17 protein-coding genes and 1 pseudogene are annotated in these 20059 nt (G+C 69.4%); 14 read left to right on the forward strand and 4 right to left on the reverse strand.

Features of this window, described 5'->3' with window-relative positions; all coding sequences use genetic code 11:
• Positions 1 to 16: 16 nt before the first annotated feature.
• The 3 genes from NQ152_RS04505 (at position 17) to NQ152_RS04515 (ending at position 3831) form a co-directional block, all read left to right on the forward strand.
• Complete coding sequence (locus tag NQ152_RS04505) at positions 17 to 1543, forward strand: methyltransferase (protein ID WP_257523152.1); 1527 nt, start codon at positions 17 to 19, stop codon at positions 1541 to 1543.
• Between the two features lie 115 nt (positions 1544 to 1658).
• Positions 1659 to 3104 (forward strand): CCA tRNA nucleotidyltransferase, encoded by a 1446-nt coding sequence (locus NQ152_RS04510; RefSeq protein WP_257523153.1) that lies wholly within the window; start codon positions 1659 to 1661, stop codon positions 3102 to 3104.
• A 97-nt stretch (positions 3105 to 3201) separates the two neighbouring features.
• On the forward strand, positions 3202 to 3831 hold the full coding sequence (locus tag NQ152_RS04515; RefSeq protein WP_257523154.1) for a TMEM175 family protein: 630 nt from the start codon (positions 3202 to 3204) through the stop codon (positions 3829 to 3831).
• 25 nt (positions 3832 to 3856) lie between these two features.
• On the opposite strand, the gene NQ152_RS04520 is transcribed toward NQ152_RS04515, so the two are convergent.
• Complete coding sequence (locus tag NQ152_RS04520) at positions 3857 to 5071, reverse strand: hypothetical protein (RefSeq protein ID WP_257523155.1); 1215 nt, start codon at positions 5069 to 5071, stop codon at positions 3857 to 3859.
• A 257-nt stretch (positions 5072 to 5328) separates the two neighbouring features.
• On the opposite strand from NQ152_RS04520, the gene rpsF reads away from it, so the two are divergent.
• The 7 genes from rpsF (at position 5329) to NQ152_RS04555 (ending at position 11383) form a co-directional block, all read left to right on the forward strand.
• Positions 5329 to 5712, forward strand: a complete 384-nt coding sequence (gene rpsF, locus NQ152_RS04525) for a 30S ribosomal protein S6 (protein WP_257500983.1) — start codon at positions 5329 to 5331, stop codon at positions 5710 to 5712.
• A 5-nt stretch (positions 5713 to 5717) separates the two neighbouring features.
• Entirely contained in the window at positions 5718 to 6233 is a 516-nt protein-coding gene (locus NQ152_RS04530; protein WP_257500984.1) for a single-stranded DNA-binding protein, read from the forward strand.
• Between the two features lie 145 nt (positions 6234 to 6378).
• Positions 6379 to 6633: a 30S ribosomal protein S18 gene (gene rpsR, locus NQ152_RS04535; protein WP_257500985.1), complete on the forward strand. Its 255-nt coding sequence runs from the start codon at positions 6379 to 6381 to the stop codon at positions 6631 to 6633.
• Positions 6634 to 6645: 12 nt separating this feature from the next.
• A complete protein-coding gene (gene rplI, locus NQ152_RS04540) occupies positions 6646 to 7098 on the forward strand; it encodes a 50S ribosomal protein L9 (RefSeq protein WP_257523156.1) in 453 nt (150 codons plus the stop codon).
• A gap of 658 nt (positions 7099 to 7756) precedes the next feature.
• Positions 7757 to 9124 carry a replicative DNA helicase gene (dnaB, locus tag NQ152_RS04545; protein ID WP_257500987.1) on the forward strand — a complete coding sequence of 456 codons (1368 nt, stop codon included), beginning with the start codon at positions 7757 to 7759 and terminating at the stop codon, positions 9122 to 9124.
• 116 nt (positions 9125 to 9240) lie between these two features.
• On the forward strand, positions 9241 to 9777 hold the full coding sequence (locus NQ152_RS04550) for a DUF1697 domain-containing protein (RefSeq protein WP_257523157.1): 537 nt from the start codon (positions 9241 to 9243) through the stop codon (positions 9775 to 9777).
• 241 nt (positions 9778 to 10018) lie between these two features.
• Complete coding sequence (locus tag NQ152_RS04555) at positions 10019 to 11383, forward strand: S9 family peptidase (protein WP_257523158.1); 1365 nt, start codon at positions 10019 to 10021, stop codon at positions 11381 to 11383.
• A gap of 44 nt (positions 11384 to 11427) precedes the next feature.
• Here NQ152_RS04555 and NQ152_RS17225 read toward each other — a convergent pair.
• A pseudogene (locus NQ152_RS17225) lies at positions 11428 to 12285 on the reverse strand (aldo/keto reductase).
• Positions 12286 to 12504: 219 nt separating this feature from the next.
• On the opposite strand from NQ152_RS17225, the gene NQ152_RS17230 reads away from it, so the two are divergent.
• From NQ152_RS17230 to NQ152_RS04575, 3 genes are all read left to right on the forward strand, one after another.
• The gene (locus NQ152_RS17230; protein ID WP_257523159.1) at positions 12505 to 13860 is read left to right on the forward strand and encodes a hypothetical protein; all 1356 of its coding nucleotides are present in this window, start codon (positions 12505 to 12507) and stop codon (positions 13858 to 13860) included.
• A 144-nt stretch (positions 13861 to 14004) separates the two neighbouring features.
• Positions 14005 to 14721 (forward strand): acyl-CoA synthetase, encoded by a 717-nt coding sequence (locus NQ152_RS17235; protein ID WP_257500992.1) that lies wholly within the window; start codon positions 14005 to 14007, stop codon positions 14719 to 14721.
• Positions 14718 to 15080, forward strand: a complete 363-nt coding sequence (locus NQ152_RS04575) for an amino acid transporter (RefSeq protein ID WP_257523160.1) — start codon at positions 14718 to 14720, stop codon at positions 15078 to 15080. Before NQ152_RS17235 ends, NQ152_RS04575 begins: the two co-directional genes overlap by 4 nt.
• A 14-nt stretch (positions 15081 to 15094) precedes the next feature.
• Here the strand turns inward: NQ152_RS04575 and purB are convergent, their stop codons facing one another.
• A complete protein-coding gene (gene purB, locus NQ152_RS04580) occupies positions 15095 to 16474 on the reverse strand; it encodes an adenylosuccinate lyase (protein WP_257500994.1) in 1380 nt (459 codons plus the stop codon).
• 276 nt (positions 16475 to 16750) lie between these two features.
• On the opposite strand from purB, the gene NQ152_RS04585 reads away from it, so the two are divergent.
• Positions 16751 to 19531, forward strand: a complete 2781-nt coding sequence (locus tag NQ152_RS04585; protein WP_257523161.1) for an ExeM/NucH family extracellular endonuclease — start codon at positions 16751 to 16753, stop codon at positions 19529 to 19531.
• On the opposite strand, the gene NQ152_RS04590 is transcribed toward NQ152_RS04585, so the two are convergent.
• Positions 19483 to 19998, reverse strand: a complete 516-nt coding sequence (locus NQ152_RS04590) for a low molecular weight protein-tyrosine-phosphatase (RefSeq protein ID WP_257500996.1) — start codon at positions 19996 to 19998, stop codon at positions 19483 to 19485. The genes NQ152_RS04585 and NQ152_RS04590 overlap by 49 nt on opposite strands.
• Between the last annotated feature and the right edge of the window lie 61 nt (positions 19999 to 20059).

Here is a 20059-nt window from a genome sequence, read left to right on the forward strand (position 1 = left end):
GGGGTTGAATGGACCGGTGCTTGCCGAACCCGATCCGCTGTTGTGCCGCGCCCTGGCGTCCGATCTGAAGGATGCCGGATTCACCTCCGACGCCCTGCGCGCGGCCTGGGGCGCGGTGGCGGACACCGCGATCGCCCGCGGCCTGCGCGGTCCGGCCGATCGGCAGCTCGGGGCGCGCGCCGATCCTCTCGCCGTCCTGGGCCGACTGCTCGTGCTCGGGATGCCGCAGCCGGCCGCGTCCGTGTGCCTGGCGCTGCCGCGCACCGGGCCGGACGGGCTGGCCCGGCTCGGACTGGTCCGGCGGGAGGGCGACGTGGTGCGGCCGCGCGCGATCATCCGACCGCAGGCCTACGCCGACGATCGCGGATCGGGGCAATGGTGGATCGCCAGCGACTTGGACGAGGCCGCGCTCGGCGGCCCGCTGCCGGAGGATCACGTGCTCGGCGTCGGCGGGGCATCCCTCTCCCTGGCCGGCCTTCAGCTGCCCACCCCGGTCGCCCGCGGCCTGGACGTCGGCACCGGATGCGGCATCCAGGCGCTGCGCGCCCGTCGCGACGTGGCCGAGGTCGTCGCGACCGACGTGTCCGAGGCCGCCCTGCGATTCACCCGCCTGAACGCGCTGCTCAACGACGTCTCCGGCATCCGGACGCGCCGCGGTTCCCTCTTCGAACCGGTTGCGGGGGAACGCTTCGACCGGATCGTGTCGAATCCGCCGTTCGTGATCACCCCCCGTGTCGCCGGCGTTCCGGCGTACGAGTACCGCGACGGCGGGATGCAGGGCGATGACCTGGTGGCCGCATTCGTCGGCGGCGTGGGCGCGCACCTGGAGCCGGGCGGAGTCGCTCAGCTGCTGGGCAATTGGGAGAGCCGGGACGGCGCGACCGGCCTGGATCGCGTCCGAGCCTGGGTGGAGGCTTCCGCTGTGCCGCTGGATGCCTGGATCGTGGAGCGCGAGGCGCTTGACCCGCTCTCGTACGCGGAGCTGTGGATCCGAGACGGAGGCACGGTGCCGGGCACACCGGCGTTCGCGGCGCTCGTGGACGCCTGGCTGGACGACTTCGCCGCACGCGGGGTGACCGAGGTCGGCTTCGGGTACGTCCTGCTCCGGCGTCCGGTGGCGGGCGATCCGACGCTGGCCCGGTACGAGCGGATCCCGCAGGCGCTCGACCCGCGCACGGCGCTCGGGTCGCACTACGCCGACGCGCTGGCTGCCCATGACCGGCTGGTGCGCCTGGACGACGACGGGCTCGCCGCAGCGGTGCTGGTCGTCGCCTCGGATGTCACCGAAGCGCGCCATCACCTTCCCGGCGTCGAGTCGCCGAGCGTCCTGGAGCTGCGGCAGGGCGCCGGTTTCGCGCGGACCGTGCCGGTGGATCCCGGCCTCGCCGCCCTGGTCGGCGCCTCCGACGGCGACCTGCCCGTAGGCGTGCTGGTGGACGCGATCGCATCCTTGCTCGAGGTGGACGCGGACGAGCTGCGCAGCGAGCTGCTCCCCGCGGTGCGCGAGCTGCTGTTCACGGGGTTCCTGCGCTTCGGTGACTAGCGGCGCGCTCGCGCACGTCGAGCAGCGCGAGCGTATCGAGACTCGATCCAGAGCCGCAGGCGCATCAACGCGTGCGGGGGCACGCATTGATCCGCCTCGGCTCTAGGCTCGATACATGCTCAACATGGCCGATGGTGTGGCGCGCCTGGGTGCGCTCGCCGAGTCGCCGGTCGTCGCGGCGCTCGGAGCGGCGTTCGCGGACGCCGGTCATGAGCTTTCCATCGTGGGCGGGCCGGTCCGGGACGCCCTGCTGGGCCGCCGGACGCACGACCTCGACTTCACCACGGATGCGCGCGCCGACGAGATCCTCCGGATCATCAAGCCGATCAGCACCGCGCAGTGGGACGTCGGCCGCGAGTTCGGCACCATCGGTGCACGCGTCCGCGACCCGGGCAGGGGCGTCGTCGAGCAGGTGGAAGTCACCACTTACCGCGCGGACAGCTACGACGGGGTCACCCGCAAGCCCACCGTCGAGTTCGGCGACACGCTGGAGGGCGACCTCGCCCGCCGCGACTTCACCGTCAACGCGATGGCATTGCGCATCCCCGCGCGCACGCTCGTCGACCCGACCGGCGGTGTCGAGGATCTCTTGGCCCGCCGCCTGCGCACGCCCGCCGACCCGCAGGTCAGCTTCGGGGACGATCCGCTGCGCATGCTCCGCGCCGCGCGCTTCTCCGCGCAACTCGGATTCGACGTGGACCCGGCCACGGTCGAGGCGATGGCGCAGCTGCGCGAGACGCTGTCCATCGTCAGCCCGGAGCGCATCCAGGGCGAGTTGGTGCGGCTGCTGCAGACCGATGACCCGGTGCGCGGAATCCGCCTTCTGGTGGAGACCGGGCTGATGGACCAGTTCCTGCCCGAGGTGCCCGCGCTGCGCCTGGAGATCGACGAGCACCACCACCACAAGGACGTCTACGAGCACTCGCTGACGGTGCTGCGCCAGACCATCGACCTCGAGCGGGCGCGCACTCCGGATGCCGCTCCCGATGTGCCGCTGCGGCTGGCGGCGCTGCTGCACGACATCGGCAAACCCGCGACCCGGCGCCTCGAGGCCGGGGGTGGCGTGACCTTCCACCACCACGATCTGAAAGGCGCGCGCCTGGCCCGCAAGCGCTTGCAGGCGCTGCGGTTCGACTCCGACACGATCGGCTCGGTCACCCAGCTGATCGAGCAGCACCTGCGCTTCTTCGGATACGCCGAAGGCGCCTGGACCGACTCCGCGGTGCGGCGGTACGTCCGCGATGCCGGGCCGGAACTCGAACGGCTGCACATCCTGACTCGCGCCGACGTGACAACACGCAACAAGCGCAAGGCCGCGCGGCTGGCAGGAGCCTACGACGACATCGAGCGGCGCATCTCCGAGCTCGCCGAGCAGGAAGAGCTCAACGCGATGCGCCCGGCGCTGGACGGCAATCGCATCCAGCAGGTGCTCGGGATCCGTCCCGGACCCCAGGTGGGCAAGGCGTACCGGTACCTGCTGGATCTTCGGCTGGACGAAGGCGTCCTGGACGAGGGCGCAGCCGAACAGCGCTTGCGCGCGTGGTGGGCCGAGCAGGACTGATCGGTTCGCGAGCGTTCCGTCGGGTCGGCGCAGTCCGCCGACGGTGTGGGAAGCGGCGCGATTGGCGAAGCGGCCATCCTCCGGCCAGGATGGCCGAGTGAGCGCCCAGACCAGTCATGCCCCGCGTCAACCGTTGACGGCCGAGCGGCTGAAGAGCTTCACCGACGCGGTCGTGGCGATCGCGATGACCCTGCTGATCCTCCCGCTGATGGAGAGCATCGGCGACGCGTCCGACGACGGCATGTCGGCCGGCACCTGGTTGGTCGGCGAATGGCCGCAGCTGTTCAGCTTCGTGCTCAGCTTCGTGCTGACCGCGATCTTCTGGATCATCCATCACCGCCTGTTCGACCGGGTTCAGCACGTCACGGTCCCGCTGCTGTGGCTGTCGCTGGTGTGGATGCTCACGATCGTCTGGCTGCCGGTGGCGACGGCAGTCGTCGGCCAGTTGGGGATCGACCCGGTTCAGAGGGTGCTGTACATCGGCACCCTGCTGGCGACGAGCCTCGTCCTGCTCGCCACGCGGATCTACATCCGGCGTCGGCCGGAACTGCACGCCATCGCCGAGGACCACCAGCGCGCCGGCATGATCGGGGCCGTGACGATGTCGACGCTGTTCGCCGCGGCGCTCGTGCTGGCGGTCACCGTTCCGGCGATCGGCTACTGGTCGCTGTTCCTGGTGCTGCTGACCAGCCCGGTCAGCGCATGGCTGGCGGGCACGCGCCGCTGACCGGCTGCGATCGTGGTCTCACACCTCAGCGGAAGAACAAGAGTCTCAGCACTCCGGACTGGCTGAGCAGCCAGAACAGCACCACACCGCCGACAGCGACGATCGAGACCCAGGAGACGCCGCGGGTCAGCCGTCGGCCGGGGGCGGCGACGCCCGGCGGCGGACGCAGCAGCCCGCCAGGCGGGGCGAACGGCAGCGCGCCAGGACCGGCGGATGCCGCGGTCGGACTCGACGATTCGGCGAAGCCACCGGCCGCGCGCGGGAACGCGCCCGGCGCCGAGCCCGCGGCATCCGCTCGCAGCCTTTCGTCGCGCCATCGCGCCCACTGCGCGAATTTGTCCAGCAGCGCCCCGACCACCGAGAACAGCCATGCCCATGTGGCCGGGTCCAGACCGGAGAACTCGCGCTTGCCGTACAGGAACAGCCAGTCATCGACGATCTCGACGTCCAGCGCGGCGGCGTTGTCGATGAACCGCGCCATGATGTCGGGCGTGAACAGGTACAGCGCGTCGCGTTCGTACCCCTCGGGGCAGTACAGCGAGAAGTGCCGGTCGAAGTCGCCTTCCAGGCTCAGCCGCTGGTCCTTGTCGAAGGTCGCCGGCAGGTTGGAGCCGAACAGCCCGTTGTTGCTCGTGGCATCCAGCACGATGTGCGGCAGGGGCACGTCGAGCTTGATCGCGACGTATCCCCATCGGTGGGTGGTGCGGTTCTTGCCCGACCCGGTCGTGTACTGGTAGTTCGCGAACTCGACGAACCGCGGCCTCTCGCCGCGCACCAGGTCGCTGGCCGATCGTGCTCTGCCGACCCCGAAGATCATGCCCGGCAGGGCGGGTGCGGCCAGCGTCGGCAGGTAGCTCATCCCGTTCGCGGTCGCGAAGCGGTCCAGGCGGTACCGGCGCTCCTTCCGTCGCCGACCACCGCGCACCAGCAGGACGATCACGACCGCCGCCGCGGCCAGCACGAGGATGGTCGGCAGCACGCCGACGAAAGCCGAGATCAGGAACGGGGCCTCGCTGCCGGTGGATCCGAGCGAGCCGACGATGGTTCCGATCACCGTCAGGAAGACGCTGCCGAAGATCAAGACGAAGGCGCCGCCGATCACGACCGGGATGAGCGCCCCGGAACCGCTCCCGCTGCCGCTGTGCGCGAGCCGCTGCGCGTGTGCGCGCACGGCGTTTCCGTCGACCGGCTCCACCAGGGGGCCTGGGTCGAATGACAGCGATGCCCGCGGTGTGCTCATCGGTTCGATCCGGCGCAGGGCGTCGTGTCCATGGCGTTCACGCTACCGGGCGCGCTGCTGCCAGCCAGCCGAGGCGGCGCGACCACGGCGTCCGCGCGCATCGCCGCGGGTCCGGATTCAGGATCGCTCCGTCGATCCGCTACACTGTGAAGGTTGTCCGGCGGCGCCCCAGTGCGCGGAAGCCCGAGACACGTGCACACACCCTCCTGCTGTCGGGAAATGCCCGGCAGCCGTTCTAGTCCGAAGGAGGTGGGTCAGTGACGCACCAGTACGAACTCATGGTCATCTTCCAGCCCGAGATCGACGAGCGCATGGTCGCTCCGAGTCTCGACAAGTTCCTGAAGGTCATCACCGCAGACGGTGGCTCGATCGACAACGTCGACATTTGGGGTCGCCGTCGTCTCGCGTATGAGATCCAGAAGAAGACCGAAGGCGTCTACGCCGTCGTCAGCTTCACCGCGACGAGCGCAGCCACGCAGGAACTCGACCGTCAGCTGGGCCTGAGTGAGCAGATCATGCGCACCAAGGTCCTCCGCGCCGAGGAAGCGATCGCGATGATCGCCTCCGAGAAGCAGCGCGCCGACGAGAAGGCGGCCCGCAAGGCGGCGCGCCCGGCGAAGCCCGTCAAGCAGGACGCGTAGCGACGATGGCCGGCGAGACGATCATCACCGTCGTGGGAAACCTCACGGCCGATCCCGAGCTGCGCTACACGCAGGGTGGACTCCCCGTCGCGAACTTCACGATCGCGTCGACGCCGCGCAACTTCGACCGTCAGGCGAACGAGTGGAAGGACGGCGAAGCGCTGTTCCTCCGCGCGTCGGTCTGGCGCGAGTTCGCCGAGCACGTCGCAGGATCGCTCACGAAGGGTTCCCGTGTCATCGCGACCGGCCGCCTGAAGCAGCGTTCCTACGAGACGAAGGAAGGCGAGAAGCGCACTTCCATCGAGCTCGAGGTCGACGAGATCGGTCCTTCGCTGCGTTATGCGACCGCGCAGGTCACGCGCGCAGCCTCCACGGGCGGCGGACAGCAGTCCCGCGGCCAGGTCTCCAACGAGCCGTGGTCGACCCCTGGCACCCCGGCCGCTCCGGCCGCCGGTGCCGCAGCGGGCGGCGGCGACTCGTGGGCCGCTCCTGGCGCCTACGGCGACGACACCCCGTTTTGAGTCGAGTCGGATCAATGCCACGAAGCGCGGCGTTGATGTGACTGCGACTCAAGGTCGAGTAGCCCGCGAAGCGGGCGTATCGAGACCTTCATTTCCCGGAAGCTTCTGACGAGGCATCCGAATCTCTGTCAAGTAAGGAAACAACATGGCTGGAAAGTCAAGCGGCGATCGCCGCAAGCCGCGGAAGGGCGCGAAGAACGCAGCCCCGGCGAAGCCGACCCGCGTTGGCCTCATCGACTACAAGGATGTCGCCACTCTTCGCAAGTTCATCTCGGAGCGTGGAAAAATCCGCGCCCGTCGCATCACCGGTGTCTCGGTGCAGGAGCAGCGTCTGATCGCCCGTGCGATCAAGAACGCGCGCGAAATGGCGCTCCTGCCTTACGCCGGCGCCGGCAGGTAGGGGAACCCGGATATGTCGAAGCTGATTCTCACGAACGAGGTCACCGGGCTCGGTAGCGCCGGCGACGTCGTCGAGGTCAAGAACGGGTACGCCCGCAACTACCTCATCCCCCAGGGCTTTGCCGTGGCCTGGACCCGCGGTGGCGAGAAGCAGGTCGCGTCCATTCGGGCCGGCCGCGAATCCCGCGCGATCCACGACCACGAAGAGGCCGTGGCCCTCAAGGACGCCCTCGAGTCCACCAAGGTCAAGCTGGCCGTGAAGGCCGGTGCCGAAGGACGTCTGTTCGGCTCGGTCAAGACCGGCGATGTCGCGGATGCCGTCAAGGCCGCGGGCCTGGGCGATCTGGACAAGCGCAAGATCCAGATCACCTCTCCGATCAAGTCGGTGGGCGAGCACGAGGCGACGATCCGCCTGCGTGATGACCTCACCGCCGTGATCACCCTCCTGGTGGTCGCCGCCAAGTAGTCACATCGGTGGTCGAGCCGGCCTCAGGGCCGACCCGCAATCCGAAGACGGCGGATGCCGCAGACTCCCTCTCGCGAGGGCTCGGTCTGCGGCATCCGCCTTTTTCGCGACCGCACGCACGCGCGGGAACCGCGGGACGAGGCTTGCGGCCCCGATGGCCCTGGCGCGGCCCAGGCCCCGCCCGACTGCGTCTCGGGCGGTGCGGTAACCCGGGGAGACAGTCCGGTTCGTGCATACGGCGTCGGAATTGTGCACAGGTCACCCATGCACATCTCAACCTTCAACTCGTACTTCAGGCACATCTGTTTCCACAGCAGTGTTCAGATAAAAGCCCTGGCCAGCGTCGAAAAAGATTCTCGGAATCGGCTGAACGAGAAAGTTCTCCACAGGCGTTGTACACAGGCTGGGCGGCGTTTCGCGCAACCTCTCCACAGACTTATCCACAGGGCTTGTTGCATGCGGTCGGACCCCTGCCTAGCGTGGGGTGCGCCCAGGGGGATGACGAACCGCCGTCGGTGCAGACGGCTGTCAGGGGTTCGTGATCTGCTGAACCGATGAGGGATGCCGGTGGCATCCCATATCGTCCCGCTGACGTGCGTCGTGCCCGGCGCGGTCCGAGTCGGGTCCCGCATGGCCAGAAACGTGGAGGACAGTGCATATGTCGATTGCCGACATCTCGGAGGAACGCCTCGGTGGCCGCCGGGAGCACGAGCGCACCCCCCCGCACGACCTGCTCGCCGAACAGAGCGCCCTGGGCGGCATGCTGCTGTCCAAGGATGCCGTGGCCGACGTCATCGAGAGCCTGCGCGGCGTCGACTTCTACGTTCCCAAGCATGAGCTGATCTTCGAGGCGATCCTCACCCTCTACTCGCACGGCGAGCCCACCGACGTCGTCGCGGTCACCGACGAGCTGATCAAGACCGGCGAACTGCAGCGCGCCGGCGGTGCGGACTACCTGCACACCCTGACCTCGATCGTGCCGACCGCGGCCAACGCGGGCTACTACGCCTCGATCGTCGCGGAGCGCGCGCTGCTGCGCCGCCTCGTGGACGCCGGCACGCGCATCGTGCAGATGGGCTACTCCGGTCAGGGCGAAGCACTGGACCTGGTCAACAACGCGCAGGCCGAGATCTACGGCGTCACCGGGGCCGACACCGCCGAGGACTATGTGCCGCTCGAGGTCGCCGTCAGCGCGGCCGTCGATGAGATCGAGGCCGCGCGCGGCCGCGACGGTCAGATGACCGGCATCCCGACCGGCTTCTCCGGTCTGGACCAGCTCACCAACGGCCTGCACGCCGGCCAGATGATCATCATCGCCGCTCGTCCGGCGATGGGTAAGTCCACGCTGGCGCTGGACTTCGCCCGCTCCGCGGCGATCAAGCACGGGTTCCCGACGATCGTCTTCTCGCTCGAGATGGGCCGCAGCGAGATCGCGATGCGCCTGATGAGCGCCGAGGGCTCGGTGCCGCTGCAGAGCATGCGCAAGGGCACCCTGGACTCGCGCGACTGGACCACGATCGCCTCCACGCGCGGCCGCATCAACGACGCCCCGCTCTACATCGACGACAGCCCGAACATGACGCTGGTCGAGATCCGCGCGAAGTGCCGTCGACTCAAGCAGCGCCACGGCCTGAAGATGGTGATCATCGACTACCTGCAGCTGATGACCAGCGGCAAGCGGGTCGAGTCGCGTCAGCAGGAGGTCAGCGAGTTCTCGCGTGCGCTCAAGCTGCTCGCCAAGGAGCTGCAGGTTCCGGTGATCGCGCTCTCGCAGCTGAACCGTGGTCCCGAGCAGCGCGCCGACAAGAAGCCGGCCCTGTCGGACCTGCGTGAATCCGGCTCGATCGAGCAGGATGCCGACATGGTGGTGCTGCTGCACCGCGAGTCCGCTTACGAGAAGGACAGCCCGCGCGCCGGCGAGGCCGACCTGATCGTCGCCAAGCACCGTAACGGCCCGACCGACACCATCACCGTGGCCTTCCAGGGTCACTTCTCCCGCTTCACCGACATGGCCGTGGGGCTGTAGCGGCGACTGGTGGCGGCTCCGCTCGAGTCGTCGTGTCCGCAGCTGAACGTCTCGGTCGCCGATCGGCTCTGCTACACCACTGGAGAGGGACACCTGCCGGGTCGCAGACTGTGGGGATGCCGACCTATCTCGCGTTCCTTCGTGCCATCAACCTCGGCGCCACGCGCCAGTTCCCCAAGGACCGCATCCGCCGGGCCGTGGAGTCGATCGGATTCGATGACGTCGAAACCCACATCAACACCGGCAATGTCCGCTTCTCGTCACGGATGAGGTCGATTCCGCGGATCGAGACCGCGTTGGAAGCGGAGTTCCGCCGAGACCGGGGCTTCGAGGTGCTGACGATCGTCTTCGGCCTCGACGAGTTCCGCGCTGTGGCCGCGGATGCCCACAGCCTCCCCGTCGACCACGCCGGCGCCACCCGACACTACGTCGAGCTGCTGCGAACCGCACTGACGCCGGCGGTGGCCGCGCAGCTGGAGTCCGCGACGACACAGGACGTGCACGTCGTGGTGCGCGGGCGGGCGGTGCACACCTTCTTGTCCGCCACGGCGCCGCTGGGTGGAGCGGCCACCGCGAAATTCGCCACGCAGCTCGGGGTGTCCACGAACCGCAACGCGACCGTGATCCGCGCCATCGCGCAGCGGTGGTGCTGAGTGGGCGGAGGCTGGGCAGAACGGCACCGGGATGCTGGTCGCCCGGTGGATCGGGCCGCGGATGGGGCCCACACCCCCAGCGGGTGCACATCCGCGCACGAACCGGCGGCGGCAAGATGCGACGCACGCGCTCGAGGAGCCGGCGCACCCGTTGACTAACCATCAGGAGATTTGATAATTGGTCCTAGTGCTGCCCATGCGGCGCCATCTGTCGATGATGACAATGGAAGGACCCACCGCCATGTCTCCACGCGTTCGCACTCGTTCGCTGGCGGTCGCCGCAGCCGCAGGCGCCGCCCTCTCGGTCGCCCTCGTGGCTCCGCCGGCGATGGCCGATGCCGGCGCCGACTACGCCGGCTCGCTCTCCAACGGCACGACGTGGCTCGCGTCGGTGCCGTCGGACTGGAACGGCACCGTGCTGCTGTACAGCCACGGCTACCATCCGTCGTTCGTGCCCGGGAACCCGGCGTCGGTTGCTCCGGACGACGCCACGAAGGCGCTGCTGCTCGAACGTGGCTACGCCCTCGTGGGCTCGTCGTACGCCGCCAGCGGCTGGGCCGTTCCGACGGCCGTCGACGACCAGCTGCAGTCGCTCGACGCGATGCTCGATCAGACCGGGCTCGAGCCGGACCACATCATGGCCTACGGCACGTCGATGGGTGGTCTGGTCACCGGGCGCATCGCCGAGTCGGCGGGTGATGTCATCGACGGCGCCATGCCCACGTGCGGGCTGATGGAGGGTGCGGTCGACCTGAACAACTATCAGCTCGATGGATCCCACGCGATCGAGCAGCTCCTGGCCGGCCAGGAGCTGAAGATCGAGGGCTACGCCTCGCTGGACGAGGCGTTCGCGACGTCGGCTGCGCTGAGCGCAGCCGTGCAGGAGGGTCAGAAGACGCCCGAAGGCCGCGCGCGCGTGGCGCTCGCCGCGGCGCTGTTCCACCTCTCCGACGGCGTTCCGGCTGCGGAGGCGACGAAAGACACCGCGGTGCAGCAGGAGTCGCTGTACACGCAGCTGCTCGGCACGATCGGCTTCGTCACGCCCGGTCGTTTCGACATCGAATCGACCGCCGGAGGCAACGCGACGTGGAACGTCGGGGTGGACTACGGCAAGCTGTTCGCGCAGTCAGAGGATCGCGCTCTGGTCGCCAAGCTGTACCGCGAGGCCGGGCTCGACCTCAAGGCTGATCTTGAGACGCTGACGCAGACCGCCGACATCGCGGCCGACCCGGGATCCGTCGAGACCCTCCGCGCGTCATCCACTCTCACCGGCGACCTGCAGATGCCCGTGGTCAGCATGCACACCCTCGACGATGTGCTGGCCCCGGTGCAGGTCGAGCAGGAGTATGCCGAGGACGTCCGCGGTGCACACGACGCCAACCTGCTGCGCCAGTTCTTCGTCGATCACGTCGGACACTGCAACTTCACCCCGGCCGAGATCGCCGCAGGCATCGAGGTGCTCCAGCAGCGCGTGGAATCCGGGCACTGGTCGGGCAACTCGGCGACGGTGATGAACCGGCTCGCCGCGTCGCTCGACGACAGCGGCTCGGCATTCGTCGCGACCCAGCCCGGCGAGTTCCTCGGTGACCGCGAGGGGAGCCGCTGACGGCAGTCGATTCACCGAGGGCGGCATCCATTGAGTGCTCGCCCTCACCTTCCGCTGTAGACGGGGAATCTGCTGTCCTCGCCGTAGTCGCGGGCTTTCAGATTCCTCAGCACGTCCATGTCCTCGTCCGAGATGGCGAAGTCGACCTCGGCGTTGGCACGCATGTGTTCCGGATTGGCGGTCTTCGGCAGCGATACGGTGTTCAGCTGCAGCGTGTAGCGGATGCACAGCTGCGGCACTGTGACGCCGTAGGTCTCGGCCATCCCGGCCACGAAATCGTTCTTGAGCATCTGCCCGTGCGCGATCGGCGAGTATGCCTGCACGAGGATGCTGCGGTCCGTGCAGAACGCGAGCAGATCGATGGGCGTGTTGCCGACGTGCACGAGGAGTTGGTTGACATGGGGTCGGATGGTGCCCCGGTCGATGATGTTCTCAAGGTCTGCTTCAAGGAAGTTCGAGACGCCGATGGCGCGGAGCCTCCCGTCGGTGTGCGCGTTCTCCAGAGCACGCCATGCCGCGAGATTCCCGTCGGCGTAGTCACCGCCGCGGAAGTCCGCCCACGGCTGCGGACTGTGGATCAGCATCAGATCGACTTACTCGAGTCCGAGACGCCCCAGCGAGGTGTCGATCGAGGCGAGCGCGGCGTCATAGTCCTTGATCTCGGCCGCGACCTTCGTGGATACGAAGAGTTCCGAACGGGGAATGCCGGAGGTACGGATGCCGTCGCCGACGCCCCGTTCATTGCCGTACGCCTGCGCGGTGTCGATGTTCCGGTAGCCGATCTCCACGGCATCCCGCACCGCCTGCCCGGCCCTGTCGTCGTCGATGAACCAGGTGCCCAGGCCCAGCTTCGGGATCTGGACCCCGTTTGACAGGGCGTATGTCTCGTTCAGGATGCTCATGCGTCGCTCCGCTTCTGCGTGATGGGGGGAGGACTTCGCGCCCCCACACCTCGTCGAACACGCCGTCCACTCAACGCCGCCGTGGGGCGGCGCGCGAGGCCCTTGCGCGTCGAGTGAAAACAGGCATCCCCATGGGGTCCGCGAAATTGTGTTCCGTGAAGTCGCACCTTTAACGTGGGGAAGGTCGGCTCTCCCGGCACCGACCGGGAGGACATGACCGTGATCACGACGAGGAAGCGGCGGGCCGCGGCACTGCTCGGGATGCTGGCGATGGCGCTCGTGGGATGCAGCGCGCCAGGCGTTGGCCCGGCAGAGGGTGATGGCCCCACCGGTGATGACGTGGTGCCCGCGCTCGCATCCTTCGACCATGGTGTCGCGGCGCTCCCGAGCGCCGATGAGCTGCCTGCCGGTTTCGTGATGGAACGCCGCTGTCCCGGCGGGGAGTATTGCGGCCCGATATCCGACCACGACGAGGTCATGCTGCTCGCCTCGATGCCGGTCCCGCCCGAGGTGGTCGAGCCGGAAGTCTGGGGCGGAACCTACTTCACCTTCCGCGTCGCCGTGTACTCGGACGCCGAGGCGGCGCAGGAGGCGCTTGCGGGCGAGCGAGACCGGGCCGCCGAGAGGACTGGAGACTTCGACATCGCTCCCGGGACGCTCGAGGACGGCTTCACCGCCGGCGAGACAGGAACGGGCGAGTCCGGCGACATCGAGATCGCAGGCTGGGAGGGCGTGCAGGGTCTGTGGACGTCGGTGCTCACCGCGCCGGACGGCGACCCGAGCGCCGAGCGCCACTCGGCGCTCATCGCGATCGTCCACGACGCTGCGCTCATCGCCTGCAGCGCGCAGCGTTACGCCGTCGACGCCGGGGCCGTCGCGGAAGCCGACTGCGCGGAGGCCGTCGCCGACTACCTCGAGCGCCTTGCCGCGATCGATCCCGCCGACGCACCCCGAGTCACCACCGTGAGTCGACTCGCCGCGGCCCTGCCGGCCGAGGGCGACCTCCCGGCGGGACACGAGGTGTCGGTTCGGTGCCCCGGAGACCCCGAGTGCGAGGATGAGCGCCAGGATCAGGACGCCTCGCTGAGCGTCGACCTCGCCCTGCCCGCGGGCGTCACCCCACAGGGTGACGGCCCCGATCGTTTCAGGGTCCAGGGCGGCGAGTGGAGCGAGAACTTCTGGCTGCGGGCGTATATCCAGTCCGACGAAGCGGCGGCGCAGGCAGCGGCCGCCGAGCGCACGGGTGCAGCCGATGCGCTGGTCGGGGAGCTTGACACCCCCGCGACGAAGACCGATTACGGCTACGACTACGGTGTGAAGGGCCGCGGCGAGATCATCGACATCGCGGGTGAGGGCTGGACGGGTCGGCTCAAGCTGTTCGAGGCCCGATTCGTCCATCTCGACGGTCGCATCGGCGACCCGCGGTTCGATATCCGGGGGGCGGCCTCGGGTGGGGATGTGCTGCTGGTCATCGAGAGCTCGTTCACCGTCGAGGGGCGTGACCAAGCGGACGCCGTCGGCACCGTCGAGGCGCAGATCGCCGGATTCTTCGACCGGCTCGCCGCCGCCCCGTAGCGGCAGAGGGGCTCGTTGCACGTCCTCGCCGGGCGGCGAGCCGCTCCGAGGGTGCGTCACCCCCAGCGGGTCCACATCCGCGCACGAACTAGACTGGAGTGTCCGTCCTGTGAACGCAGGAACCGCTCCGCGCCAGGAATGCCCGTGACCACAACCTCCGCCGCCCGCACCTTCGATGCGCGGCACGTGCAGATCGCGAGAGCTGCCAGCGCGGCCATCGCCGCTCTGATGGTGACCTTCTCGCCGGATCATTCCGCGGCGGTCGGCCTGTCCATCTTCAGCGGCTTCGTGCTGGTGAACGCGCTGATCCTGCTGGTCTCGGCCTGGCTGGTCTATCCCGCGGGTCGGCGCTGGCCGGCGGTGCTTCTCGGGGTGCTCTCGGTGCTGACCGGAATGGCCGGCGGAGTCGTCCCGCTGCGCTCGGTGGCGACCTTCTTCGTGCTCGTGATCGTCTGGGCGCTGTCCACCGGTCTGGTCGAGACGATCGCCGGCGCGCGTGGTGTTCGCCATGCTCGTCGCCAGCAGTCGGGCGACGCAGACCGGACCGAGTCGCGCGATGCGCTGGTGATCGGCATCCTGACCCTCGTGCTGGGCCTGGCGCTGCTGCTGGTTCCGGCGCAGTACGCGCTGCAGTACCGGGTGGAGGAGGCGGACACGACCTTCACGCTCACCGGCATCATCCTCGCCGTCGGCATCTTCGGCGCCTACGCCGCGATCGTCGCGGTCTACCTCGGGATCGCCGGATTCTCACCGCGGAAACCGCAGCCGATCACCGCCCAGAATCCGGACGCGACCGCGCCCACGGCACTGCGGGTCGCCGATGCCTCGCCCACGACGAACGACGAAAGGGGCGTCTCATGAGCGACGACAAGCCCACCCGCCGAGACCTGATGAAGCCGCTGCAGCTGCTCGGCCTCGCCTTCGGCGCGGCCGTGTTCGCCGGCGTGGTCACCCTCGTCGCCATGGGGTTCTTCCAGCAGCGCAGCCCCGAGCAGGCCCCCGCCGCGCTGCAGCTGGCGCTCATCTTCGCCGGCGTCACCTTCATCGTGGTCCTGCTGGTGGTCTCCCTGCTGCTGCTGGCGATCGACCCGGCTCAGGTGCACAAGACGATCGACGGCCCTGTCCTGCTTCCGCGCGACAAGCCGAACGGCTCGGCGGGCGGCACGGACGCGAACGGCACGGATCCGGATGCCGCGGCATCCGGCGGAACGCGCATCTGACGGATCGGGGTCGACTAGATCCGGTCGACCAGCTGCGACGCGAGCCCGACATACGTCGCGGGAGTCAGCGCGAGAAGCCGCTGCTTGGCGGCCGCGCCGATGTCCAGGCCCGCAACGAACTCGGCCAGCTGGGCGCCGCCCACGCGGCGGCCGCGGGTGAGGTCCTTCAGCAGCGCGTAGGGGTCGGTGATCTGGGAGCGTCCGGCGGCGATCTCCGCCCGCACCACCGTCTGGATCGCCTCGGCCAGGACCTCCCAGTTCGCGTCGAGGTCGGCATCCAGCACCGGCTGGGCCAGCGAGATCTCGCCGAGACCGCGCTGCAGGTTGTCCAGCGCGAGCAGCGAGTGCCCGAGCGCGACGCCGATGTTGCGCTGCGTGGTGGAGTCGGTCAGGTCGCGCTGCAGCCGCGATGTCACGAGCGTGGCGGCCAGAGTGGTGAGCAGTCCGCCGGCGATCTCGAGATTCGCCTCGGCGTTCTCGAAGCGGATCGGGTTGATCTTGTGCGGCATCGTCGATGACCCGGTGGCGCCCGCGACCGGGATCTGCGAGAAGTAGCCGAGCGAGATGTACGTCCACACGTCCGTTGCGAGGTTGTGCAGGATGCCGCCGGCATGCCGGACCCGGTCGTAGAGCTCCACCTGCCAGTCGTGCGACTCGATCTGGGTGGTCAGCGGGTTGAAGCCGATCCCCAGACCTTCGATGAAGGCGCGGGTCAGTGCCGGCCAGTCCACGTCGGGATCGGCGGCGAGGTGCGCGGACCAGGTGCCGGTCGCGCCGGAGAACTTGGCCAGATACTCGGATGCCGCCACCTGCGCCGCGACCCGCTCCAGGCGCCAGACGAAGACTGCGATCTCCTTGCCCATCGTGGTGGGCGTGGCGGGCTGACCGTGCGTGCGCGCGAGCATCGCGGCATCCCGATGCTGCTGAGCCAGCATGCGCAGCGCGTCGATCACCGCGCGCAGCTTGGGCAGCCACACCGTCGTGACGGCGCGCTGGACGGTCAGCGCGTAGGAGGCCGAGTTGATGTCCTCGCTCGTGCACGCGAAGTGGGTCAGCTCGGCGATCCCGTCCAGGCCGAGGCTGGCCAGGCGGTCCCGCACCAGGTACTCGACCGCCTTCACGTCGTGCCGGGTCACGGCCTCCTTCTCGGCGAGCCAGTCGATCTCGACCTGGCCGAAGTCGCGGTACAGGGCGCGCAGCTGCTGCTTGTCCGTCTCGGCGAGGGGCGTCGTGCCGAACAGCGACCGGTCGGTGAGGGTGAGCAGCCACTCGACCTCGACCTCGACGCGTGCACGATTCAGCCCGGCCTCGGAGAGGTAGTCGGCGAGGTCGCCGACCGCGGCGAAGTAGCGACCGTCGAGCGGGCTCAGCGGCTGGGGGGGAAGAGAAGACACGGGACTCCCGTCGGGACGCGTTCCGACCGCGGGCGACGGTCAATCGCGGGGCGGAGCACGGAGTGAGGACTGCCGGGCGGTGCACCCGGCGCGCAGTCCGATCATACCGAGGGGCTTCCGGTCGCTTCCCGGATCGGGGCGCCGACGGGTTGTCGGATCCGCCCCGGCGATCACGGCCAGGTGTGCCCGGCGGGCGCCTGGCCGGGGCTGTTGCGTGTCGGGGGATTCGCATACCCTGGCGGCAACTTCCGACGACCCCCCGGATCGGAGTGCGCTGTGCGCCGTCCCGCTGTCCTCCCGGCATCCCTCCTCACCGCTGTGCTCATCGCCGGACTGTCCGGGGTGAGCTCCGCCCCAGGCGCCGCCGACGGCGGCCCCGCGATCAACGAGTTCTCGGCCAGCACCGCCGGCACCGACGTCGAGTACGTGGAACTGCTGGTCCCGGCCGACGCCGACTCCTCCGGCACCCGCGTGCTCGAGGTCGAGGGCGACGCAGGCGGCGCGATGCCCGCGCTCGGTGTCGTGGACGAGGTCATCGCCTTCCCGGCACCGGACGCGTCCGGCCGCTCGCTGGCGACCCTCCCGGCCAACGCCCTCGAGAACGGCACCGTCAGCCTGCTGCTGGTCACCGGCACGGTCCCCGCTGCCGGCTCGGACATCGACGCGGACGACGACGGCGTCATCGACGACGGTCTGGGGTTCGCGGTGCTCGACGCGGTCGCGGTCCACGACGGCGGTGCGGGCGACCAGGCCTACGGCGGCGTTGTCCTCGGCGTCTCCTATGACGGTCTGCCGTTCGCCCCCGGCGCCGCCTCCCGCATCCCGGACGGCGCCGACAGCGACGCGGTCGGCGACTGGGTGCGCAACGACTTCGACCTCGCCGGCACCCCCGGCATCCCCGGCACGCTGATCGACGGCGAGGCCGCCAACACCCCCGGCTCGGCCAACTCGCTGACGGTGCCGCCCGTCGGTCCTGCGCCCGGGGAGGCGGGGTGCGATCTCGAGGTCGCGTCGATCGGCTCGCTGCAGGGAACAGGGGCGCTCTCGCCGGCGGCCGGGACCGCAGTGCGCGTCGAGGGCACGGTCGTCGGCGACTTCCAGGAAGCCGGCGGCTTCGGCGGCTACTACGTGCAGGACGCCGGTGACGGTGACCCGGCATCCTCGGACGGCATCTTCGTCTCCGCGCCGACCGGGACGGATGTCGCGGTCGGCGACGTCGTGAACGTGACCGGCGTGGCGCGCGAATTCGGGACGGCCGGAGCTGCCGACCAGATGACCGGCATCGACGCCGCCGACGCCGAGATCTGCGCCGTGGGCGCGGTGCTGCCGGATGCCGCTCCGCTCACGTTGCCGGCCACGGCCCAGCAGCGCGAAGCGGTGGAGGGCATGTACGTGACGCTCCCGCAGACACTGACGATCCTCGAGTACTTCGAGTACGGCCGGTTCGGCAGGATCGACGTCGGCCTGGACCGCCAGATGACGCCGACGGCGGTGTACCCGCCGGGATCGGCGGAGGCGGCCGCCCTCGCGCAGCAGAACCTCGCCGAGCGCATCACGATCGACGACGGCCGCGCGGTGCAGAACCCCGATCCTGCGATCCACCCCGACGGCGACGTGTTCACGCTGGTCAACACCTTCCGCGGCGGAGACCTCCTCACCGACGCGACCGGCGTCCTGGACTACCGCGACGACACGTGGGCGCTGCAGCCGACCCACGGGGCCGACCACGCGCCGGCGAACCCACGCACCGCGCCGCCGGAGGTCGGCGGGCGCGTCACCGTGTCCAGCTTCAACGTGCTGAACTACTTCACCACCCTGACCGGGCCGGACGCGCGCGGCGCGAACGACCCGGTCGAGTTCGAGCGGCAGGAGGCCAAGATCGTCGCGGCGCTCGCGCAGATCGACGCGGACGTGTTCGGCTTGATCGAGATCGAGAACAACGGGACCGCACTGGCCACGCTGACCGCGGCGCTGAACGAGTACCTCGGGGCGGACGTCTACGACCTCATCGAGACCGGACCGATCGGCTCGGACGTGATCACCACCGCTCTGATCTACAAGCCGGCCGTGCTCACCCCCGTCGGGGACTTCGCGCTGATGGACGAGAGCAAGGACCCGCGCTGGTTGGACGAATACAACCGGCCGGGGCTGACCCAGACCTTCGCCGACGCGGAGGGCGGCACGATCACGGTCGTGGTGAACCACCTCAAATCCAAGGGGTCCGACTGCAACGCCGTCGGCGACCCCGATGCCGGCGACGGCGCCGGAAACTGCAACATCACGCGGACGCAGGCCGCCGCCGCGCTCGGCGACTGGCTGGCCACCGATCCGACCGGACAGGGCGCCGGCCGCGAGCTGATCATCGGAGACCTCAACTCGTACGACAAGGAGGCGCCGATCGCCGCGCTGCTGACGAGCGGGTTCACCGACCTGCTCGCCCGATACCAGGGCGAGGGCGCGTACTCCTACGTGTTCGACGGCCAGCTCGGCTACCTCGACTACGCGCTCGCCGGACCGGCTCTGGTCGCCGATGTGACCGGAGCGGCGGCGTGGCACATCAACGCGGACGAGCCGAGCCTCATCGACTACGACATGTCGTTCAAGGCGCCCGCGCAGGATGCCCTGTTCGCGCCGGACCCGTACCGCTCCAGCGACCACGACCCGGTGATCGTGGGCGTGGACCTGAGCCCGCCGGACACGGTGGCGCCGGCGCTGACCGTGACGGCAGATCCGGCGTTCCTCTTTCCGCCCAACGGCAAGACCCGCACGGTGACGGTGACGGCCGACGCGGCCGACGACAGCGGCGAGGTGACGGTCCGGCTCCTGTCCGCCACCGCGGAGGGCAGCAAGAAGGCGGTCGTGCGTCAGCTCTCCGACCGCAGCTTCGCCGTGAAAGCGGTCGTCGGCGCGACCTACTCCTTCACGTACGAGGCGAGGGATGCCGCAGGAAACACCACGACGGCCACTGACACGGTGTCGGTGGAGCCGACGCCGAGACGCCTGCTTGCCTACCTGTGTCGGATCGTTGACCGGATCGCAGGCTCGATCTGCCGGTAGAGCGCATGGCTCGCGCTCTCGATCATCAGCAGGACGTCATCGAACATGCCCGGCCCGGCGTAATACGGATCGGGAACGTCGAGCGTGCGAGCGGAGGAGTCGAAGGACATCAGCAGCGCGATCTTGTCCGAGTCCGCATCCGAACGCGCCCAGCCGTGCAGAATGCGCTCATGGCTGCGGTCCAGGGCCACGACGAGGTCGTTGCGCGCGAAGTCGGCGTGCGTGAACTGCCGCGCGCGGTGCCGGGTCCCGTCGTACCCGCGGCGATCCAGCGCCTCCAGGGTGCGTTGATCCGCGCGCTCGCCGACGTGCCAGTCGCCGGTTCCGGCGCTGGTCGAGCTGACCCGTTCACCCACGCTGCCGGCATCCGCGAACGCACGCAGCACCACGTCGGCCATGGGTGAGCGGCAGATGTTACCGGTGCACACGAAGACGACGCGGAACGGCTCCAGCGCGCTCGCAGTCATGGATACATTCTGCGACGACCGGACCACTCCTGCACAACGCGCCGCGGGCGCCGGTTGTCCC

Source organism: Microbacterium sp. zg.B48 (assembly GCF_024623505.1).
Lineage (GTDB): Bacteria > Actinomycetota > Actinomycetes > Actinomycetales > Microbacteriaceae > Microbacterium.